Origin of the sequence: Shewanella sp. KT0246, from assembly GCF_019654955.1 — a bacterium.
GTDB lineage: Bacteria > Pseudomonadota > Gammaproteobacteria > Enterobacterales > Shewanellaceae > Shewanella > Shewanella goraebulensis.
In genome coordinates, this window is the sequence record NZ_BPEV01000003.1 from 57,461 (window position 1) to 74,010 (window position 16,550).

Sequence of the window (16,550 nt, forward strand, 5' to 3'; positions counted from 1 at the left end):
GCTAATTAAGTTTTAGCTAAATTCACTATTTTAGTGGTTAAAAATGCTAATAGTTTAAAAATCACTCAATATGGTTTTGTGGTTGAAAAATGTTGTTTGCCGAAAAAACTCTTTAAATTCAGTGTTTAAAAACATTTTTTAAAACTTGGCACGTAGCTTGTAATAACCATGGTGTACCCAATAATTGAAAAGGAAGACATCATGTTTAACTCAACAACTAATACAACTGGTTTAATTTCTACTACTAACACTAACGCAAATTCATCAGCTAAAAGTGTATTGAAAAAAGTGGCTTTAGTCGCATTATTTGCAACAGCAAGTATGGGCGCTCAAGCAAATGACTTAAATAGTGCCGATATGATTGATGTGTTAGAAACACGCATTAGTGAAACTGCAACTGAAATGCTGCAAACAGCAAAACAAGAAATTGTCCTGTCGCTGCATAGCCAAATTGCAGAGCAAGTGTTTGAGTTAAACAACTCACTGGAGTTAGCTGAAACGAAGCAAGAAGCAACAACTGATTCTGTTTTAGCCAGCAATGAGGACTAATTCATGGATTTAATGATGATACTTCATTTAGCAGATCCATTAATTTCATTACTTCTGCTTCCCGTTGTTAGCTTTATTGTTTGTTCATTACTGATATGCGGGTTGCAGTGGTACCAATTTAAAAGTGTTGATGCGATTTCTAAAGAGATGACAAGTTTAGATTTCGCTGGAGAAAGAAAATGAACATGTCTGATGTGGAAAAGTTTTTAAAAGCTGATAAAAGCATTATATGCGGCGCAACTAACTCAGTATCAAAACAGTTTGGCTGGTCAGTTATGTGGACACGAGTATTATCGTTATTAGCTATTTGTTTAAACCCAACTATGGGGTTGATTGCTTATTTTGTAACTGCAATCGTTGTGAGCCAGCAAAAAACAAAATACTGATGTTAGGGTGTAAATAAACTTCCCCCTAACATCATGGATACGTAAAGCAGAGTGTATTACCGCCTTTAAGCAATATTAATAAACTAAATTTTCAAAGCGTTATTAATCAGCCTCTTTACTCGCTTTTGCTGAGACTATTATCTTTTTAAAAAGGCCTGGAAGCGTGCTTTAGCTTCATCACTTTTTAGCCTTTCGCCAAACACCTCTAATTCAGCCAGCATTTGTGCCTTAACCTCTGCTTGGTTATAACGTAGTAACTTTTTAGATGCTTGTAGTGCAAGTGGCGGCTGAGCTGCCAGCTTTTTGGCTTGGCTAAGAACAAATGCATCAAGTTCAGATTGCTCAATGACGTTATTGATAATGTTAAGTTCGCAAGCTGTTTCCGCGTTAAAGCTTTCGGCTAGAAGTATTAATTCAGCGGCTTTTTGTTGGCCGACTATAAGTGGTAATAGTAAACTTGAGGCCGCTTCTGGTACTAATGCTAGGTTAACGAAGGGCAGCTGAAATTTAGCGCTGTTATCTGCATAAACTAAGTCACAGTGCAGCAGCATTGTGGTACCGATGCCCACGGCGGCACCAGATACAGCAGCAACGATCGGCTTTTTGAGGTTAAGCAAACAATGAAGAAATTGTACCGTTGGGTGAGTGTCGTTTAACTCACCACTGGCAAGGAAGTCTGCGATATCGTTACCTGAAGTGAAGCAGTTATCTTCACCTCGTAACATAAAGGTACGAATGTCGTTGTCGGCTTCACCTTGGATCAGGTATTCTGTAACCTGTTGGTACATTTTAAGATTAAATGCATTGCGTTTTTCAGGACGATTAAAACTGATAATACGTACGCCTTGATCATCCTTAACCTGAATCTGACTCATTCGTTGTTTTCCTTATGGACACGAGTAGGGTGTAAATGGAGTTTATGACATTGAAAGCAATATTCAAACAACTGTTTAGTTTTTTAGCATTAAGCATATTTTCTTTTTCTGCTTCAGCCGGAATAATGCTGAGTGAAGGACATGTACGAGCAATGCCTGCGAGCGTGCCAAACACCGCAGCTTATTTAACCTTGATGAATCATTCTGATGAGGATGTGACTTTAGTTTCTGTGACTACGCCAGCAGCTAAAGAAGCGCAATTACATACCTTGGTTGAAGAAAATGGCATGGTTAAAATGCGTCAAGTTGAAGGTTTTGATATTCCATCTCATAGCACGTTAACGCTGCAGCCCTCAGGTGATCATATTATGCTGCTATCATTAACTGCACCACTAACGATGGGTGATACTGTCCCATTGGTTTTGACATTCAAAGATGGCAAAACACTCACTATTGAATTGGCTGTTGAGAAAAGATCGACTAACGAAACTCAAGAGAGCCATCACCACCATCATCATTAAGGAGTTGTATTGATGCAAATGACAAGGAATAAAGTATTTGGCGTCGTAGGAATAATCTTATTAATTGGTTATTTCATTGCGGTTTGGTGGAGTATTGAGCCTGATATTCTCGAGCCTGAAGTACTGCAAAATGAAAGTGGCGAGAACATTGTAGGTTATGCGACCACATCTTCACTTATTTCAACCATGGAAACCCTATTGGACAAACCAGGTGGGTGGTTATCAAATGATATTATGCCACCATCAGTGATGATGGATAATATGCCGGCATTTGAATTTGGTGCACTTGAGCAATCTCGTGACTTAGCCTTGATAATGCGTAAGGAGTTCAGTCGCTCGCAATCGCAATCAACCGCCGATGGCGATTTACTTGCCGCGCATTCAAAGTTAAATATTGAACATACCAGTTGGTTAGTACCAAGTGCAGAGGGCGAGTACCGCGAAGCAATCAAATTGCTGAAATTATATCGCGCAAAAATTAGCGATACTAATAACAGCAATGCCCAGTTTTATGCCCGTGCAGATAACTTGAATGAATGGCTAAAAGAAGTTCAAAAACGTTTAGGTAGCATGTCTCAACGTTTATCGGCCAGTGTTGGTCAAGACAGGTTAAACACTGATTTAGCAGGTGATTCAACAGCAAGGCAGTCAACCCCTTCACTTGCCAGTGCTGAAATTAAGACGAGTTGGTGGAAAATTGATGATGTACTTTATGAAAGCCGAGGTTCTGCTTGGGCGTTATTGAATTTCATGAAAGCCATCGAAGTTGATTTTGCCGACGTGTTAGAAAAGAAAAATGCTGAAGTCAGTTTACGTCAAATCATTCGTGAACTTGAAGCGACTCAGCAAACCGTTTGGAGCCCAATGGTTCTTAACGGAGATGGATTTGGATTAGTCGCTAATCACTCATTGGTGATGGCTAACTATATATCCCGCGCGAATGCCGCGGTGATTGATTTAACTAACTTACTCTCTCAGGGATAATGATGAAAAAGACACTTCTTGCCACTGCCTTATTAGGTATGTTGAGCGTTTCTTCTGCTCATGCAGCTACTGTTGTTGGTTTTAAAGTTGGTGGTGATTACTGGGATGCAGATACCAGTGGTTCATTCAACAGCGATGATGGTGTAGCACAAACTTATAACTACGAGTCTAAATCTCAAGGTAGCTTATGGATTGCCATTGAACATCCAATTCCATTAGTGCCAAACATTAAAATTCGTGAAAACCGCTTAGAAGGTAAGGGCAGTCAAGTTGGCTCAAACTTTATGTTCAATGGTCATCAGTTTGAATCTGACACAACTGTATATAACGACCTAAGTAATACTGACTTTGTTCTATATTACGAAATTCTAGATAACGATTTAGTGGCATTGGACTTAGGTGCGGCTTACAAGCAAATGCACGGTTCTCTACGTGTTCAAGATCCTGGTCACCCAGAAGAAGTTGACGTAGATAGCGGTATTGTTATGGTTTACGCCAGTGCAGAAGTAGGTGTACCTGGTTTAGGTTTATATGCATTTGCTGACGTGATGTTAGGTGTAGATGAAACTAGTGTATACGACTACAACGCGGGCCTTGGTTGGAAGTTTGATGGCACAGCTTTAGATACGGCAGTTCGCGTTGGTTATCGTGAATTCAACTTTGACGTTGATGACTTCTCTAGCACTACGCAGAATATGACCTTTAAAGGCGCATTTGCTGGTGTTGAACTGACTTTCTAATCAGTAAGTTATCGACATAAAAAACCGCCAATTGGCGGTTTTTTTATGTCTTACTTTCAGCTATCTGCCGACTTAATCAGCCTAACATTAGCAGACTTACTGGGCAATTAAGCCATTATTGATTGAGATGATGTCATCTTCACTCAAGGTGCCAGCAGCTTGCTTAAGCGCTAGGATTGAGTTGATGTAACCATAACGTGCATCTGATAACTGACGCTTTGAATCATATAAGTCACGTGTACGGTTTAGTACGTCAACGATAGTACGAGTACCGACTTCAAAACCTGCTTGAGTGGCTTTTAACGCACTTTCTGAAGAAACCACTGATTGTTCATATGCGCGGATTGAACTGATTGATGCGCCTACGTTGTTAAAGTTATTACGTACATCTTTAACAACACCACGATGAACTTGTTCAAGTTTTTCACTTGCTTCAACATACTGGAACTGAGCTTGTTTAACTTGCGAGGTGACTTTGAAACCTTCGAATAAAGGTACACTCAATGTCACTGCAATGTTGGCATTGTCATAGTCAGCGCCAGGGCTTTGGTCAAAACCTTTAGTGTAACCAGCACCTAAGTTAAGCGAAGGCATGTGGCCAGCTTTGTAAAGTGTGATGGTTTCGCTGGCGATATCACGACCAATACGTTGCGTCATTAAATCGATGCTATTGGTTTCAGCAATTTTTAACCATTCAGATGAAGTGGTTGGGCTAGGCGCACCAGCTGAGAAGCGGTTAGTATCGAGTGTATTAATGGTTTTATGATCAATACCTGTGATTTCACGTAATGCTTCATAGCTGTTTGCTAATGTGTTTTCAGCAAGAATCTCTGTTGCTGACGCTAAATCGTATTGTGCTTGCGCTTCATGAACATCGGTAATTGCCGTTAGACCTACAGCGAATCGTTGTTTAGTTTGCTCTAACTGACGTTCAATAGCGCGTTTTTCTGCGCCTTGGAATTCAAAGTTATCTTTTGCGGTTAATACATCAAAGTAAGCAGTAGTTACACGAATGATAAGTGCTTGCAGGGCAGATGCATAAGCTGAGTCTGCTTGAGACGCTGCCATTTCAGCAAGGTCTAGTCCAACCCATGCACTATGGTCATAAATAACTTGGTTTAAGCTTAAGCCACCAGTAAAGCCTTCAGGTTTTTCTGTCGGAGAACCTTCAGAATCATTCCATGCTTTTGAATAACCGACATTTGCACTAATAGTTGGCAGTAGGGGAGCACGGTTTTCTTCAATCGTTTCGTATAATGCATCACGTTGAGACTGAGCTTGAAGGACAATGGTGTCACTAGTCAGTGCTTGCTGATAAATTTGCAATAAATCGTCAGCGTTAGCTGCAGGTGCAGCAACAGCTAGTGTTAGTGCTGCGTATAAAGAACGTATTTTAAATTTCATTTGCTGCCCTTTTAGACATAGTCTCCACTTGGGAGGTAAGATAATCTTGTTTGTTCACGATTTAAATTTATAAGCAAGATCGCTTTAGCATTATTGTGAACCCGCTAAAACTTTCTGCAATCCCGCTATGTATCTAGTGTGTATGATAAAAAGACTATCATCTTTAAGCTAAATATCAACTTTCAAGTTGTAACAGACTTTTTTAAACACTCATGCTTAAATGCTTAGCTAATATAATAATGCATTAAATATTTCAAAGGGCTTACAAACTGTAAGAAAAAATATGAAAGATAGTGAATTAATAGAACAATTTAACGCGATAAGCGATGTTGAGGTCATTTCTACTAAAACCCTATATAAAGGTTTCTTTCAATTAGACGAATATAAATTCAAGCATAAGTTATTTTCTGGTGGTTGGAGTGAGGTTGTCACACGTGAAGTGTTTGAGCGGGGAAATGCAGTGGTCGTATTGCCTTATGATCCGGCGACACATCAAGTGGTTTTGATTGAGCAAATTAGACTACCTGCATTAGCAACCACTAATTCTGTTTGGCTTCTTGAACTTGTGGCAGGTATGATTGCTAACGATGAAGTGCCTGCTGAAGTGGCAGAACGTGAATTATTGGAAGAAACTGGCTTGATTGCCAGTGAAGTGCACTTTGTTAATAGTTATTTAGCTACACCGGGTGGTTCTTCTGAGCGTTTTCATTTTTATTGGGCAAAAGTTGATGCCCGCAAAGCTGAAGGTATTCACGGCTTAGATTATGAACATGAAGATATTAAAGTGCATGTTGTTGGTTTTGATGCTGCAATGGAAATGGTTAACTCAGGTCGAATAGACAACGCATCAACCATTATGGGCTTACAATGGTTAGCGCTTAACTTAGCTAAAGTTAGACATGGTAAGTAGAGTTGACTATTGCTATTGAGAAACGACTAACATTGAGCTACATCTAGCGGTGATTTAGCCAGAAATAACAATCAATAATTCAATCAATAGTTCAATTACAGAAGTATGCAAGTGAGACAATTGTGAAGCAATCAAGTTTGAAGCAACCAAACACTAAAGATAAATACCAACCTAACGTCAGTGCGTTCTTAGCCCTGTGCGGACGTAATTATGCGTTGATTCTAAAGTGGTTACCAGAAGTTGCAGAAGTCAATGATTCTTGGACTGTAGAAGGGCAGTTCGGTCTGTTAGATGTCACAATATTAGAGAACACAAAGTATACTCAATTAATTGAAATAACACGTCATTTACCCAGTAGTGATTTCCTTATCACACCTAAAGCTTGTGTGCGAGTCTATCATGATGCCCAATTAGCAGAAGTGTTAACTAGCCAACAGATTTATCGGTTAAAAGCAGTGTATGATTATCCAAATGTACATATGCATCAAACGGATGAGAAGTATCAAGTTAATGCATTTCTAGAAGAGTTGTTAAAGATTGGATGTCGCCCTGTGCAAGTCTGTTCTTCATCAGTCTGAAACATTGAATTAATTTATTTTGGGATTAATTAGTGCTTAAAGAGCCTGTGTCTTATTCAATTGCTGAAACGGATGTCGTGCGACTTATTCAAGTTACTGACCCGCATTTATTTGCTGATCCTGAAGCTAAGCTATTAGGTGTAAATACGGCTGCCAGTTTTCAGGCAGTGTTAAATACTTTTCTTGCGACTGAATACCCAGCTGACATGATTTTAGCAACGGGTGATATTAGCCAAGATTACTCCCCTCAGTCTTACCAACACTTTTCCAGCACAATTGCTGAATTAAACCTTCCTTGTCATTATCTTCCTGGCAACCATGATGACCCTAGGTTAATGAGCTTGCATATGCAAGGAAGCCATTTATTTGGTCAGCAGCAGATTATTGCGGGTAAGTGGTTAATTTTGATGTTGGATTCTACCGTACGGGGTAAACCTGGTGGTTATATGGCTGAACAGCAATTTTCCCTAATTGATGCAGCTATAAAAGCTCATCCTAATAAGCATGTCTTGCTCGTTATGCACCACAACCCTATTTTGGTAGAGTGTAGCTGGCTTGATCAACACTGTATGAGTAATGGTGAAGACTTTTTAAAGCGTGTGAGTCAATACCCACAGGTAAAGGGCGCACTTTGGGGACATGTTCATCAAACCATAGATACCGTTTATCCAACTGCAGAAGCTGGCATTCATTTAATGGCGACGCCTTCTACTTGCATACAATTCAAACCAAAATCATCATATTTTGCGTTAGATGGACTTCAACCCGGCTATCGTTTGCTGGAGTTAGCTAGCAATGGTAGCATTCAAACTAATGTTTATCGGGTGCCTGGTGAAAAGTTCTCTCCAGACAATGATGCTAGCGGATACTAAACGCTAATTTTCATGTGTTGGCCTGATTTTTAGATGCTTAGGCATTTTAGGCTAATTAATGCGAGAGGAAACATGCTTCTCTATATACATGGATTTAATAGTTCTCCTCAATCAGATAAAGCAGTAGAAACGGCGCAGTACATTCAACACCGTTTTCCCAATTTACCCTTCATCCAACCTCAATTACCCTCATCGCCAAAAGAAGCGATGGCATTATTATGTGGTATTGTAGAGCGCGAGAAAGCGAAAGGTGAGCCTTTAAGGTTTATTGGGTCTTCTTTAGGTGGGTATTTTGCCAGCTATTTAGCTGAAACCTATGGCGGAAAAGCCGTTCTGGTCAATCCTGCGGTGAAACCATTTGAGTTATTTGATGAGTTTCTCGGCCCTCAATATAACCCGTATACCGACGAGCATTATCAAGTATTGCCGCAACATAAATTAGATGTGGCCGAATTCAATACTGAAGTGATATATCGTCCTGACCGTTTCTTAGTATTTTTGCAAACTGGCGATGAAGTGTTAGATTATCGTCAAGCGTTATCTAAGTATCATTGTTGTGAGCTGCATTTAGAGCCCAATGGTGATCACAGTTTTATTGGCTATAAAAATCAGCTAGATAAGATATGTGAATTTTTAAAGATTTCTTAATCAGTTTTTATTATGGCCCAATATTGTGGGCTGACAATTGACCAAATGTGTGGACTATGACCAATCAATACACTTCTGATGCCATCGAGGTTCTTAACGGACTCGATCCAGTAAAACGCCGTCCAGGTATGTACACCGATACCACTCGACCTAACCATTTAGGTCAAGAAGTCATCGATAACAGTGTCGATGAAGCTTTAGCTGGTCATGCAACTAAAATTGATGTGGTACTTCATGCGGATAATTCATTAGAAGTGATCGATGATGGCCGAGGTATGCCAGTAGACATTCACCCTGAAGAAGGGATACCTGGTGTCGAATTAATCCTGACCAAACTGCATGCTGGTGGTAAGTTCTCAAATGATAGTTACCAATTTTCTGGTGGTTTACATGGTGTGGGAATTTCAGTTGTCAACGCGCTATCTAAACGGGTTGAAATCAGCGTTCGTCGAGATGCGCAAGTTTATGAAATTGCCTTTGAGGATGGTGAGAAAGTAGAAGACCTGCATGTAACAGGAACTTGTGGCAGGCGGAACACGGGTACTCGTGTGCACTTTTGGCCTGATGCAAGCTACTTTGACTCGGGTAATTTTTCAATTTCCAAACTGTTATACCAATTACGTGCAAAAGCTGTGTTATGTCCAGGTTTACGTATTAAGTTCACTAATAAGCAAAGTGGTGAAGTGAATGAATGGTATTACGAAAGTGGTTTGACAGATTATTTGAAAGAAGCTGTGAAAGGATCCGTTCTTTTACCAGAAGAGCCATTTATTGGTGAGTTTTCAGGTAAAACGGACGCAGCTGAATGGGCTATTACTTGGCTTCCTGATGGTGGGAACAGTATTTATGAGAGTTACGTTAACTTGATCCCGACGCCGTTAGGCGGAACCCATGTCAATGGTTTTAGACAGGGGTTGTTGGAATCGATGCGTGAGTTCTGTGAATTCAGAAACCTAGTACCTCGTGGTATTAAGCTATCACCTGAAGATATTTGGGATAAAGCATCGTTTATCTTATCGATTAAGATGCAAGACCCGCAGTTTTCTGGTCAAACAAAAGAGAAGTTATCGAGCCGTCAAAGCTCGGCGTTTGTATCTGGGATTGTTCGTGATGCATTTGCGCTTTGGTTAAACTCGAATACCGAACAAGCTGAACAATTAGCTGAGTTATGCATTAGTAATGCCCAACGCCGCTTAAAAGCAGCTAAAAAAGTGGCACGTAAAAAAGTCACCTCTGGCCCTGCTTTACCAGGGAAGTTAACAGACTGTAGTGGTCAAGACCCAATGCGTGGTGAGTTATTCCTTGTGGAGGGTGACTCAGCGGGCGGTAGTGCAAAACAAGCTCGTGATAGAGAGTTTCAGGCGATTATGCCACTACGTGGTAAAATCTTAAATACTTGGGAAGTGGATGCATCTCAAGTGCTGGCCTCACAAGAGGTTCATGATATTTCAGTGGCCATAGGTTGCGATCCTGACAGCGAAGATATCTCAGAGTTGCGTTATGGCAAAATCTGTATTTTAGCGGATGCCGATTCTGATGGATTGCATATTGCAACCTTACTATGTGCTTTGTTTATGAAGCACTATCGCGTCCTAGTAGAAAAAGGCCATGTTTATATCGCAATGCCGCCGTTATTCCGAATCGATTTAGGCAAAGAAGTATTTTATGCCCTAGATGAAGGCGAAAAAAACGGTATATTAGATAGAATTGTTGCGGAAAAGAAAAAAGGTAAAGTGCAGGTCACTCGATTTAAGGGATTGGGTGAAATGAATCCATTACAGTTACGTGAAACCACCATGGATCCGAATACACGTCGATTAGTCCAGTTAACGATTGATGATAATGACGATACGATGGCATTAATGGATATGCTTTTAGCTAAAAAGCGCTCACCAGATCGAAAAGTTTGGCTAGAGTCAAAGGGCGACTTAGCAGAGATCTAACACGGTAGTTAGATACGTATGGAAACCTTGTGCATTGCCCAAAAAGATAAAGGCAAAGAATAAATATAATGTCGAGAATAATAATTAAAATGGATATCAAGCAAATTTCAACAGCGTTAAAAACACTGTCTGTCATAGCTTTAGCTCAGCTTGCTGCAGTTAAGGCATTTGCTGCCGATCCTATGATGATTACCGTAACAAAAGGATTTGGACTCACTTTATATGCTTCAGACTTGGGCGACTCCAAGCAGATGGCGATAGGTAGTCAAGGAACTTTGTTTGTAGGTTCAAGAAAGAGTGGCACCATCTACGCATTAGTGGATTCTGATAACGACGGCCAAGTAAATAAACGCTATTTGATTGGCAAAGGTCTAGAGTATCCAGAAGCAATTGCGTTTCATGATGGTGATTTATATGTCGCTGAAGACGATCGCATATTGCGCTATCAAGATGTTGAAAACCGTTTACGCAGACCTGGTAGGCCGAAAGAGGTTTACTCAGGCTTACCGAGCATAGATAGAAAACACGCCAGAGGAATGGAGTTTGGCCCTGATGGACGTTTATATTTGTCTATAGGCTCGCCTTGTAATGTGTGTGAAGCGCCGGCACCTTTTGGCAGCTTATTGGCTATTGATATTGAGTCCGGTGATACCGAACAAGTGGCTTCTGGCCTTCGTCGCGTAATTGGTTTTGATTGGTCACCGTCTACAGATAAATTATGGTTTGCCGACCAAGGCCGAAATTGGATGGGTGATAATATGCCTGCTGATGAAATCAATCGGATTGATGTTAAAGGTAGCCATTTTGGTTTTCCGTATATTCACGGAACCGACGTCAAAGAGCCTGCATTTAATAAACCAGACACGTTAAATATAGCTGCACCAGAATTTGAGCTTCCTGCTCACGTTAAGCCGACAAGTTTGCTTTTTTATGAAGGTAAGCGATTTCCCAAGCGTTACCACAATCAACTTTTTGTTGCCGAAAATGGTTCTTGGAATCGTTCAAGTAAGATCGGTTATCAAGTTGTCATGCTAACTCTTGATGGTGACCAAATTACTGAACGTGAAAGAGTGGTAAGCTTTTTAGACGGAGAATTTCCCGTCGCCAGACCTTATGACCTGATAAATGCACCAGATGGCGCAATGTTCATCTCTGATGACTTAAAAGGCAATATATACCGCTTGTATTACAAAGCGACAGAACAATCACAGGATAAGAACTAATGAGTGATGCGATTGAATTAAGCCTTGATGGCGTTGAGCAAATGCCTCTACGCCGTTTTACTGAAGAGGCTTATTTAAACTATTCAATGTACGTGATTATGGACCGTGCATTGCCACATATTGGCGATGGTTTAAAACCTGTTCAACGTCGTATTATTTATGCAATGAGCGAACTTGGCTTATCAGCCCAGTCAAAGCATAAGAAGTCAGCCCGTACCGTTGGTGATGTATTAGGTAAGTACCATCCGCACGGTGATAGCGCGTGTTACGAAGCCATGGTATTAATGGCGCAGCCATTTTCATATCGTTACCCTTTGGTAGACGGTCAAGGAAACTGGGGTGCTCCAGACGATCCTAAATCTTTCGCTGCGATGCGTTATACCGAAGCAAAACTTTCAAAATTTTCTGAAGTACTATTGTCTGAGCTTGGCCAAGGCACAGTTGATTGGGGCGTTAACTTTGACGGTACCATGAAAGAGCCAAAGTCATTACCTGCTCGCTTACCACATATTTTACTTAATGGTATTACTGGTATTGCTGTTGGTATGGCAACTGATATTCCGCCGCATAACGTGCGTGAATTAGTATCAGCATGTGTTGAGTTACTCGAAAACCCTAAGGCTGACTTAGCACGTCTGATGGAGTTTGTCCCCGGCCCCGATTATCCAACTTACGCAGAGATCATTACCCCAAGTAAAGATATCGCTAAGATATACGAAACTGGACGTGGCTCAATCAAAATGCGCGCGGTTTACGATATTGATAACGGTGAAGTGGTTATTACAGCTTTGCCGCATCAAGCGGGTAGCGGCAAAATTCTTGAACAAATCGCTAATCAAATGCAGGCCAAAAAGCTACCAATGGTGGCTGATTTACGTGACGAATCTGATCACGAAAACCCAGTTCGTCTAGTGGTTGTGCCTCGTTCAAATCGCGTTGATTGCGATCAACTGATGGCGCACTTATTTGCCACTACAGATTTAGAAAAGAGCTTTCGCGTTAATTTAAACGTCTTAGGTCTTGATGGCCGCCCTAAAGTGAAAGGACTAAAAGAGCTATTAACTGAATGGCTGACCTACCGCATTTCAACAGTGACTCGCCGTTTACAGTTCCGACTAGATAAAGTGCTGGCGCGACTTCATATTCTTGATGCGTTAATGATCGCATTCTTGAATATTGATGAAGTGATTGAAATTATCCGCTTCCATGATGAACCAAAAGCTGAGTTAATGGCGCGTTTTGAGTTATCTGAGAAGCAAGCAGAAGCTATTTTAGACTTAAAACTACGTCATTTAGCCAAGCTTGAAGAATTCAAAATTAAAGGCGAGCAGGAAGAGTTGGCTGCTGAGCGTGACAAGCTTGAGTTAATCTTAGGTTCAGAACGTCGTTTAAAAACCTTAGTTAAGAAAGAGTTGATTCAAGATGGTGAAACATTTGGCGATGACAGACGCTCACCAATTATTGAACGTTTAGAATCTAAAGCATTAACAGAGCAAGAGCTTACGCCAGCGGAATCTGTGACGGTTGTACTGTCAGATAAAGGTTGGGTTCGCTGCGCCAAGGGGCATGATGTTGATGGCGAAGGGCTAAACTATAAAGCGGGGGATGCTTTCCTTTGTAGTGCCAGTGGTAAGAGTAACCAGCCAACGGTATTTATTGACTCTACAGGGCGGGCTTTTGCAACGGATACCCATACTTTACCTTCAGCTAGAAGTCAGGGTGAACCAATAACAACTCGCTTTAATTTATCACCGGGCGCGGTAATGCGTCACGTATTATTGGGGGTGGATAGTCAATGCTATTTACTTGCTAGTGATGCAGGTTATGGCTTTATTGGTTCCTATGCCGATATGATAAGTCGTAATAAAGCGGGTAAAGCCTTACTCAGCTTACCTGCTAATGCACAATCGTTAATGCCTAAGCTTGTGAATAAGGGCGTGACACAGTCAATTATTGCGATTACTAATGAAGGCCGCATGCTGATATTTGATGTGGATGCACTGCCGCAATTATCTAAAGGTAAGGGTAATAAGATCATTGGTATTCCAACGGATCGTGCTAAGAGCCGTGAAGAGTTACTTATCCATCTTGATATTATCCCTGAAGACGCCTCAGTGACCTTATGGGCAGGTAAACGTAAGTTAACCTTGAAACCATCTGACTTAGAGCATTATCGTGGTGAGAGAGGCCGTCGTGGTGCCAAACTGCCTAGAGGTCTACAGCGGGTTGATAGCGTGCAGATTGAGCAGGGCTCACAAGCCACCGAACTTGAATCAGATGAACCTTCTGAATAATGTGACAATTACTGGCCAAAAGCTTTAAAACAAAAATGCTGCCTAAGGGCAGCATTTTTTATGAATGGGTTTTGAAGAATTAACGATAAAGATAAATTACGCGACTTCGTAGAAGTTAGGCTCGACATCGACTTGCGCTTTAATGATGTTAGTCGCCATACGTGAACACTTACCACACTGATCAGCAACACCTAAGCGTTTTTTAACGTCAGCTAAAGAGCTGTCGCCATGCTTGCTTACTGCTTCTCTGATTTGGGTATCAGTAATTCCGTGACAAAGACAAACGTACATAAAGCCTCTTCGTAAAGTTTGATGACATATTTAAGCTTAAAAGAATGAATCGAATTAAATATGCTAGCTAATCAACAATAATGCAATTGTAAATGAAAACAGTTCTCATTGCTAATAACTTTTTAAACAAAACGGACAATTAACGAAAAGCAATGGTTATTACAAACTGCAAACTGGCTCACGAAATCAGCAATAACGAGCTCTGAAGTGTGCTTTTTGATGGCAAGCTAATAGCCTTTAATAAAATCAACTTGGTGATTGAGGGGTTGCTGTTTATTCCATAAATGGAAGTTTTCGACGAAGACTTCAGCGACTTGTTCAGGAAAACTTGGTGCGGCAATGTGAGGTGTAATAATGGCATTAGGGCATTGCCAAATTGCGTGGTCACTTTGAAGTGGTTCTTGGTTGAATACATCTAATACTGCATATTGCTGCGGTTGTTGCTGCAACTGCTTAGCGAGGGCATCTAAATCTAGGACATTTCCTCGTCCTAGATTAAACAAAACTGATTCCGCAGGTAGTAGTGTTAACATGGTTTCATTGAGCATGTTTTCAGTGTCTAAAGTACTAGGCAAAATACTGGCTACAGCGTGAGCTTTAGGTAAGTACTCTGCTAAATGAGCAATCGTATCCACATGATCAAAAAATGGTTTGCTGGTTCCGGTTTTACTTAATCCAGTGACTTTCATGCCGAAATGTTTGGCGGTTTGGGCAATATGCTGTGCAATGGAACCAGTACCAAGCAGTAATAATTGTTGACCTTGAAGCGTGCGGAAGTTACCAGGCGCCCATTGCTGTTGCTGTTGTTGCTGCTTATATTTGGCATGCTCACGCTGATGAGCAAGCAAATAGCCAAACAAGTATTCACTCATTAACGGACCAAAAATACCTTTGATATTTGTTAGGTTATAATCGCGGCGTTGGCGTGAACCTGTGATTTTATCAACACCGGCAAATGTTGACTGTAACCATTTAAGCTCAGTGCCTAAGTTTAGCAGCGGGGCCGCAAGTTGGGGCTCTGCAAACCAAATATTAGCTTCACAAATACTGCTAGGATCATCCCCTAAAATAATAAGATCTGGTAAGTTATAGCTAGTTAATAACTCGCGATATTTATCATTTTCTTGGGTTAATAGCAGTAATTTATGCGCCATAAATATTCCATTTTTCAAAATCACAAAGGAAGGTTAATGAATCAAATCATAGCATTTTTATCGAAATTAGGCGCTATGTTACATCCATGGATGACTGAAATTGCCACCGCTTTAGTGGCCTGTACGATTGTTATTTTTGCGACCGATATAAATCGAGTATTGAGAAGAGCATTATCAGGAAGTGGTTTTTTTATCAGAACCTGTGCATTTGTTTTGGTGAATGCGTTTGGTTATGGTTTAGCGATTGTAAGTATCAGCCCATGGCTTGCAAGTCAGCTAAGGGCGATACCATCTCAATGGATGTTACTTATTGTTATTGCGATATTTTTCGGCATCGGTGCTTGGGCCCAACGAAACAGGCAGGTATAAAGCAGTTGCTTTGACTTGCTGACTCAGGCTAACAACCGTGAATTGATGAAGTTAATTTGCTAAAGCTGAATAGGTAAAACTTATTCAAACCACTGTTTATGGCTATTATCAGTATTGCATTCGATTAACGCAGCTGCGGCTTTATCTGGATAGTTACTGAAAATACCATCAACACCTAAGCCCTTAAGTGCGCAAATGTCTTCAGGATTATCGACGGTATAAACATAAATCTTTGCACCTCGTTGGTGAGCATCTTTTACCATTTCATGGGTAACAAAATGTATGTCGACATGAATAGAGTAGGCATTTAATGCAGTGACTGATTCTGCGTAATGCAGTGGTACTCCAGCAAGAATTGGAGCAACTCTGGCATTTGGAAAATGTTGTTTAACAAGGTTTAGATGTGGTTGATTAAACGATGAAACCAATAATTGCTCATCGGTAAAGTTTAGCTCACTGATTAGCTTAGGATAAATAGCTATTAAAGGCTCAGCGGTGCGATAGCCCTTTAATTCGATATTCACAATACAACGACCATTAATTAACTCCATCACTTGCCACAGAGTTGGTATTGGATGTTGCTTTATAGTGACGTTATTGATTTCTTGTTTCGATTTTAGGTGAGTTAAGCCGAAGCCTGAAGTTTTGAGTTCAAGTCGGCGATCATGAAATACATAGAGCTCACCTTCAATGTTATAAACATCAAGTTCAATAGCTTGCACATTCAGTGCAAGTGCCTTCTCCATAGCTGCTAAGGTGTTTTCTACTTCATAACCACTTGCGCCACGGTGTGCAAAAATCAGCATTTA

Annotated in this window: 19 protein-coding genes; 14 read left to right on the forward strand and 5 right to left on the reverse strand. The window is 40.7% G+C overall.

The annotated features are described in order from the left end of the window. The first annotated feature begins 201 nt into the window (after positions 1 to 201). From K5Q58_RS02320 to K5Q58_RS02330, 3 genes are read left to right on the forward strand one after another with little or no spacing between them, the layout of a single operon-like run. On the forward strand, positions 202 to 549 hold the full coding sequence (locus K5Q58_RS02320; RefSeq protein WP_220752141.1) for a hypothetical protein: 348 nt from the start codon (positions 202 to 204) through the stop codon (positions 547 to 549). Positions 550 to 564: 15 nt separating this feature from the next. Continuing rightward, positions 565 to 732, forward strand: a complete 168-nt coding sequence (locus tag K5Q58_RS02325; protein WP_220752143.1) for a hypothetical protein — start codon at positions 565 to 567, stop codon at positions 730 to 732. Next, positions 729 to 935, forward strand: coding sequence for a PspC domain-containing protein (locus K5Q58_RS02330; RefSeq protein WP_220752145.1), 207 nt, complete (start codon positions 729 to 731; stop codon positions 933 to 935). Before K5Q58_RS02325 ends, K5Q58_RS02330 begins: the two co-directional genes overlap by 4 nt. 137 nt (positions 936 to 1,072) lie before the next feature. Here the strand turns inward: K5Q58_RS02330 and K5Q58_RS02335 are convergent, their stop codons facing one another. Further along, complete coding sequence (locus K5Q58_RS02335) at positions 1,073 to 1,810, reverse strand: enoyl-CoA hydratase-related protein (RefSeq protein WP_220752147.1); 738 nt, start codon at positions 1,808 to 1,810, stop codon at positions 1,073 to 1,075. Positions 1,811 to 1,845: 35 nt separating this feature from the next. On the opposite strand from K5Q58_RS02335, the gene K5Q58_RS02340 reads away from it, so the two are divergent. From K5Q58_RS02340 to K5Q58_RS02350, 3 genes are read left to right on the forward strand one after another with little or no spacing between them, the layout of a single operon-like run. After that, positions 1,846 to 2,331 (forward strand): copper chaperone PCu(A)C, encoded by a 486-nt coding sequence (locus K5Q58_RS02340; RefSeq protein ID WP_220752149.1) that lies wholly within the window; start codon positions 1,846 to 1,848, stop codon positions 2,329 to 2,331. 12 nt (positions 2,332 to 2,343) lie between these two features. After that, a complete protein-coding gene (locus tag K5Q58_RS02345) occupies positions 2,344 to 3,315 on the forward strand; it encodes a DUF2333 family protein (RefSeq protein WP_220752151.1) in 972 nt (323 codons plus the stop codon). A gap of 2 nt (positions 3,316 to 3,317) precedes the next feature. Continuing rightward, on the forward strand, positions 3,318 to 4,055 hold the full coding sequence (locus tag K5Q58_RS02350; RefSeq protein WP_220752153.1) for a TIGR04219 family outer membrane beta-barrel protein: 738 nt from the start codon (positions 3,318 to 3,320) through the stop codon (positions 4,053 to 4,055). A 96-nt stretch (positions 4,056 to 4,151) separates the two neighbouring features. Here the strand turns inward: K5Q58_RS02350 and tolC are convergent, their stop codons facing one another. Continuing rightward, positions 4,152 to 5,459: an outer membrane channel protein TolC gene (gene tolC, locus K5Q58_RS02355; protein WP_220752154.1), complete on the reverse strand. Its 1,308-nt coding sequence runs from the start codon at positions 5,457 to 5,459 to the stop codon at positions 4,152 to 4,154. Between the two features lie 283 nt (positions 5,460 to 5,742). On the opposite strand from tolC, the gene nudF reads away from it, so the two are divergent. The 7 genes from nudF to parC all read left to right on the forward strand — a co-directional run bounded on the left by nudF (position 5,743) and on the right by parC (position 13,927). Further along, positions 5,743 to 6,369 carry an ADP-ribose diphosphatase gene (gene nudF / locus K5Q58_RS02360; RefSeq protein ID WP_220752156.1) on the forward strand — a complete coding sequence of 209 codons (627 nt, stop codon included), beginning with the start codon at positions 5,743 to 5,745 and terminating at the stop codon, positions 6,367 to 6,369. Positions 6,370 to 6,488: 119 nt separating this feature from the next. Further along, positions 6,489 to 6,947, forward strand: a complete 459-nt coding sequence (locus K5Q58_RS02365; protein ID WP_220752315.1) for a DUF1249 domain-containing protein — start codon at positions 6,489 to 6,491, stop codon at positions 6,945 to 6,947. Positions 6,948 to 6,979: 32 nt separating this feature from the next. After that, on the forward strand, positions 6,980 to 7,819 hold the full coding sequence (cpdA, locus tag K5Q58_RS02370) for a 3',5'-cyclic-AMP phosphodiesterase (protein ID WP_220752159.1): 840 nt from the start codon (positions 6,980 to 6,982) through the stop codon (positions 7,817 to 7,819). A gap of 72 nt (positions 7,820 to 7,891) precedes the next feature. Further along, positions 7,892 to 8,467: a YqiA/YcfP family alpha/beta fold hydrolase gene (locus K5Q58_RS02375; protein WP_220752161.1), complete on the forward strand. Its 576-nt coding sequence runs from the start codon at positions 7,892 to 7,894 to the stop codon at positions 8,465 to 8,467. Between the two features lie 56 nt (positions 8,468 to 8,523). Then, on the forward strand, positions 8,524 to 10,410 hold the full coding sequence (parE, locus tag K5Q58_RS02380; RefSeq protein ID WP_220752163.1) for a DNA topoisomerase IV subunit B: 1,887 nt from the start codon (positions 8,524 to 8,526) through the stop codon (positions 10,408 to 10,410). An 89-nt stretch (positions 10,411 to 10,499) separates the two neighbouring features. Beyond that, a complete protein-coding gene (locus K5Q58_RS02385; protein WP_220752317.1) occupies positions 10,500 to 11,633 on the forward strand; it encodes a sorbosone dehydrogenase family protein in 1,134 nt (377 codons plus the stop codon). Continuing rightward, positions 11,633 to 13,927, forward strand: coding sequence for a DNA topoisomerase IV subunit A (parC, locus tag K5Q58_RS02390; RefSeq protein ID WP_220752165.1), 2,295 nt, complete (start codon positions 11,633 to 11,635; stop codon positions 13,925 to 13,927). The genes K5Q58_RS02385 and parC overlap by 1 nt, the downstream gene beginning before the upstream one ends. 96 nt (positions 13,928 to 14,023) lie before the next feature. Here the strand turns inward: parC and K5Q58_RS02395 are convergent, their stop codons facing one another. After that, the gene (locus tag K5Q58_RS02395) at positions 14,024 to 14,218 is read right to left on the reverse strand and encodes a bacterioferritin-associated ferredoxin (RefSeq protein WP_055023428.1); all 195 of its coding nucleotides are present in this window, start codon (positions 14,216 to 14,218) and stop codon (positions 14,024 to 14,026) included. A 227-nt stretch (positions 14,219 to 14,445) separates the two neighbouring features. Then, complete coding sequence (locus tag K5Q58_RS02400) at positions 14,446 to 15,372, reverse strand: D-2-hydroxyacid dehydrogenase (RefSeq protein ID WP_220752167.1); 927 nt, start codon at positions 15,370 to 15,372, stop codon at positions 14,446 to 14,448. Between the two features lie 36 nt (positions 15,373 to 15,408). On the opposite strand from K5Q58_RS02400, the gene K5Q58_RS02405 reads away from it, so the two are divergent. Then, complete coding sequence (locus tag K5Q58_RS02405) at positions 15,409 to 15,741, forward strand: DUF3392 domain-containing protein (RefSeq protein ID WP_220752169.1); 333 nt, start codon at positions 15,409 to 15,411, stop codon at positions 15,739 to 15,741. Between the two features lie 80 nt (positions 15,742 to 15,821). On the opposite strand, the gene K5Q58_RS02410 is transcribed toward K5Q58_RS02405, so the two are convergent. Then, a complete protein-coding gene (locus K5Q58_RS02410) occupies positions 15,822 to 16,547 on the reverse strand; it encodes a glycerophosphodiester phosphodiesterase (protein WP_220752170.1) in 726 nt (241 codons plus the stop codon). Between the last annotated feature and the right edge of the window lie 3 nt (positions 16,548 to 16,550).

Coding starts and splice junctions, on each gene's coding strand:
- K5Q58_RS02350 (WP_220752153.1), top strand. CDS start 3,318: ATGAAAAAGACACTTCTTGCCACTGCCTTATTAGGTATGTTGAGCGTT.
- K5Q58_RS02345 (WP_220752151.1), top strand. CDS start 2,344: ATGCAAATGACAAGGAATAAAGTATTTGGCGTCGTAGGAATAATCTTA.
- parE (WP_220752163.1), top strand. CDS start 8,524: ATGACCAATCAATACACTTCTGATGCCATCGAGGTTCTTAACGGACTC.
- K5Q58_RS02385 (WP_220752317.1), top strand. CDS start 10,500: ATGGATATCAAGCAAATTTCAACAGCGTTAAAAACACTGTCTGTCATA.
- K5Q58_RS02330 (WP_220752145.1), top strand. CDS start 729: ATGAACATGTCTGATGTGGAAAAGTTTTTAAAAGCTGATAAAAGCATT.
- K5Q58_RS02320 (WP_220752141.1), top strand. CDS start 202: ATGTTTAACTCAACAACTAATACAACTGGTTTAATTTCTACTACTAAC.
- K5Q58_RS02410 (WP_220752170.1), bottom strand. CDS start 16,547: ATGCTGATTTTTGCACACCGTGGCGCAAGTGGTTATGAAGTAGAAAAC.
- K5Q58_RS02395 (WP_055023428.1), bottom strand. CDS start 14,218: ATGTACGTTTGTCTTTGTCACGGAATTACTGATACCCAAATCAGAGAA.
- tolC (WP_220752154.1), bottom strand. CDS start 5,459: ATGAAATTTAAAATACGTTCTTTATACGCAGCACTAACACTAGCTGTT.
- K5Q58_RS02400 (WP_220752167.1), bottom strand. CDS start 15,372: ATGGCGCATAAATTACTGCTATTAACCCAAGAAAATGATAAATATCGC.
- parC (WP_220752165.1), top strand. CDS start 11,633: ATGAGTGATGCGATTGAATTAAGCCTTGATGGCGTTGAGCAAATGCCT.
- K5Q58_RS02375 (WP_220752161.1), top strand. CDS start 7,892: ATGCTTCTCTATATACATGGATTTAATAGTTCTCCTCAATCAGATAAA.
- K5Q58_RS02325 (WP_220752143.1), top strand. CDS start 565: ATGATACTTCATTTAGCAGATCCATTAATTTCATTACTTCTGCTTCCC.
- K5Q58_RS02340 (WP_220752149.1), top strand. CDS start 1,846: ATGGAGTTTATGACATTGAAAGCAATATTCAAACAACTGTTTAGTTTT.
- K5Q58_RS02405 (WP_220752169.1), top strand. CDS start 15,409: ATGAATCAAATCATAGCATTTTTATCGAAATTAGGCGCTATGTTACAT.
- K5Q58_RS02335 (WP_220752147.1), bottom strand. CDS start 1,810: ATGAGTCAGATTCAGGTTAAGGATGATCAAGGCGTACGTATTATCAGT.
- nudF (WP_220752156.1), top strand. CDS start 5,743: ATGAAAGATAGTGAATTAATAGAACAATTTAACGCGATAAGCGATGTT.